Source organism: Pseudomonas sp. JV245A (assembly GCF_032424515.1).
Lineage (GTDB): Bacteria > Pseudomonadota > Gammaproteobacteria > Pseudomonadales > Pseudomonadaceae > Aquipseudomonas > Aquipseudomonas protegens.
Map to the genome: position 1 here is coordinate 1 of NZ_VYKE01000301.1, position 3,035 is coordinate 3,035.

Annotated in this window: 4 protein-coding genes; 1 reads left to right on the forward strand and 3 read right to left on the reverse strand. The window is 66.9% G+C overall.

Features of this window, described 5'->3' with window-relative positions:
* The 3 genes from solA to F6S12_RS30870 form a co-directional block, all read right to left on the reverse strand.
* Positions 1-904 (reverse strand): N-methyl-L-tryptophan oxidase (solA, locus tag F6S12_RS30860; RefSeq protein WP_315869775.1); only part of this gene is annotated, 904 nt, incomplete at its 3' end.
* A 24-nt stretch (positions 905-928) separates the two neighbouring features.
* Positions 929-1,453 (reverse strand): DUF2867 domain-containing protein, encoded by a 525-nt coding sequence (locus tag F6S12_RS30865; protein ID WP_015635112.1) that lies wholly within the window; start codon positions 1,451-1,453, stop codon positions 929-931.
* Positions 1,454-1,761: 308 nt separating this feature from the next.
* Complete coding sequence (locus tag F6S12_RS30870) at positions 1,762-2,652, reverse strand: LysR substrate-binding domain-containing protein (protein ID WP_123577646.1); 891 nt, start codon at positions 2,650-2,652, stop codon at positions 1,762-1,764.
* A 135-nt stretch (positions 2,653-2,787) separates the two neighbouring features.
* On the opposite strand from F6S12_RS30870, the gene F6S12_RS30875 reads away from it, so the two are divergent.
* Positions 2,788-3,035, forward strand: a 248-nt coding sequence (locus tag F6S12_RS30875; protein ID WP_315869776.1) for an MFS transporter, incomplete at its 3' end; no start/stop codon positions are given.

The window sequence follows — 3,035 nt, forward strand, 5'->3', positions numbered from 1 at the left end:
GCTGGGCGTCGGCGCTGCTGGGCTGGCGGTCGAGGCTGCCCGGCTGGCTGCTGGCGCTGTACTGCTCGGTGGCGATCTTCACGCTGCCTTCGCCGGGAATCGGCGGGAAGCCGTAGCAGGCGTCCACGTCATCGGCGCTGTGGAGAATGAAGCTCGGGGAGCGGGCCGGGTAGCGCTCGGGCTCATCCAGGCGGAACCAGTACAGCTGCTGGCGGCACACCTGCAACAGCGAATCGAAGGGCGCCCCCAGCAACTGCGCCGACCACATGCCGGCGCTGACGATGACCTGTCGGGCAAACAGCCGCGAGCCGTCGCTGATGATGTGCACCCCGTCATCCTGGGCGTCCAGCTCCAGCACTGTCTGGCCGGTGATCAGGGTTGCCCCCAGTTGCCGGGCCCGGGTCAGTTGCGCATCGATGCAGCGTTCCGGGCGGACAAAGCCGCCGCCGGGTTCGAAGTAGCCCCGGGCGCTGTCATCCAGCGGGGCGAACTGCGGGAAGCGCCGGCGGATCTCGGCGGCGTCCAGCTCCTGGTGCTCGATGCCATAGCGCCGGGCCAGCTCGATGCTGTTGTCGGTGAAGTCCCGGGCCTCTGCCGGGCGCTGCGGGTCGGTGCTGGCGGTCATCACCAGCACCCCGCATTGCTCGAACAACTGCACATCCAGCTCCGCCTCCAGTTCGCGCCAGATCTGCTGCGAACGGATCGCCAGGGGCACATAGGCCGCCCCTTCGCCCACCGCCTGGCGGGTGATGCGGGTGTCGCCGTGGCTGGAACCCAGGTCGTGGGGCGGGGCGAAGCGGTCGATGCCCGCCACCCTTACCCCGCGCTTGGCCAGTTGATAGAGGGTGGCGGCGCCCATGGCGCCCAGGCCTACGACTACAACATCGAAATCCGGTGTGTGCACGGCAAGATCCTTGGGATAGAAGGCTCAGCAGTTATTGATAGTGGCCAGGGTCATGGGCGCGATGATCCGGTGGAACGGCGCCACCGGCAGCATGTACAGGCGCCCCAGGCGGTTGTGCGGGTGGACCACGGTGGACAGCACCACCGGGCGCCGGCCCTCGGCGTCCAGCGGCAGGCGGTTGAGCGACAGGTGCACGTCCAGGTGCTTGTCGCGGTCCACCACCAGCACCTCGTCGGGGCTCTGGGAAATCAGGGTGAAGATACCCACCCGGTCGCCGGGCTGGTAAGCCTCGTCGGGGCGCGACAGGTCGATGCGGGTCAGGCGCCCCAGGTCCTTGAGGCCGAACAGCTGCACCACGCGGTTGCGCAGGCCCATCAGGCGGTCGATCCAGGCCGGGGTCTGGCTCATCAGGCACAGCAGGTGACGCATGGCGCTGCGTTCGGGGTCCTCGGCCAGGGTGCGGCGGCAGTCGATGAAGGTGGCACCCGGGGCCAGGGCCGCGATGCTGGAGTCATGGGGCAACGGGCAAGGGTGTACGGCAGACTTCATCGGTGCAGCTCCCTGAAAGTTGGCGGCCGTGGCTTCATGCCGATCAGCCACGCCAGAAGCCGCAAAAAATACCACTTCCTGAGGCGAGGAACTTGCTGTTGTGTAGCGGCCAGTTGCCGCTGGGCGAGGGTTGCCATTGCCAGGTGGCAGCGCGCAAGGATTCGGTGGTTATCCGCACTGTCCGGGCCGGAGTCAGCAAAAACACGCACGAAGTTGCAAGCAGGTCGAAGGGACCTGGGCCGACCATTGAACGGCCGAATTCGGTGGCACGCGGACTGAATTCCGCCAACGCAATGGCTGCTTGCCACTTAAGCCTGCTGGCGGACCGCGGCTTTTTCCCCTCTGACGGCCGGCTCGGCGTTCTGTAGCAGCAACTGACCGAACTCCTGGGCCGCCGCCGTCTTTTCGCCGCTGCTCCAGGCCAGCAGGAAGCGCGCTCCAGGCAACCCCGGCAGGCCGTATTCACCATCGACGATGCGCAGGCCCGGGCGCAGGTCGCTGGCCATCTGCACGGTGACTCCGAGACCGGCGAGCACTGCCGTGCGAATGCCTTCCTGGCTTGGCGAGCTGAACGCCACATGCCAACGGGTGGCGCTTTCGCCCAGGGCATCAAGGCCGATCTGCCGATTGACGCAGGGGGCCGGCGCCAGGGCCAGGGGCAGCGAGGCGCCCGGGGCCAGGTCGAAGTGCTCGGCGGCGACCCAGACGAACCGGGCGCTGCGCAGCACGGTGCCGCTGTCGCGCCGCCCCGGCTCCGAGAGCACCACAGCCAGGTCCAGTTCCCCGGCCTTGAGCATCTGGCGCAGGTCCAGGTAGGTGCCAACGCTGACGTCCAGGCGCACCTCGGGAAAGGCTCGGGAAAACTGGCAGAGCAGTGGCGGCAGGCGCTCGCCCATAAAGGTCTCGGGCACCCCGAAGCGCACCACGCCACTCAGCCGCGATGGCTGGAAGCGTCGGGCCAGGGCGTCCAGGGCGGTGAGGATCTGTTGCGCGTGCTGCAGCACTTCCTGGCCGTCTTCGGTCAGGCTCAGGTGCCGGGTGGTACGCAGCAGCAGGGGCCGGCCCAGTTGCTCTTCCAGACGGCGGATCTGATGGCTGACCGCCGACTGGGTGAGGTTCAGGCGCTTGCCAGCACGGGTGAAACCGGCACATTCATGGACTGCGACCAGGGCCCGCAGCAGGGTGGGATCGATGTTCAAGGCAGGCTGCCATTCATGATGGAAATTGCTCAATCCTACAAAATCTAATCATTTCCGTCATTGAGTGGCGTTGCCCAGACTTGACCCCTCAGTCGCCCCTGGACGGGTGGCGACACCACTTGCGGACGACCCTCGATGCCTCAACCTTCTTTACGCAACACCCTGGCCCTGGCGGCGGTCTGCCTGGCCGCGCTGATGTTCGGCCTGGAAATCTCCAGCGTGCCGGTGATTCTCCCGGCCTTGGAAGACCGTCTGCAGGGTCGCTTTACCGACCTGCAATGGATCATGAATGCCTACACCATCGCCTGCACCGTGGTGTTGATGGCCACCGGCGCCCTGGCCGATCGCTTTGGCCGCAAGCGGGTGTTTGTCCTCAGCATCGC

Coding starts and splice junctions, on each gene's coding strand:
- F6S12_RS30865 (WP_015635112.1), bottom strand. CDS start 1,453: ATGAAGTCTGCCGTACACCCTTGCCCGTTGCCCCATGACTCCAGCATC.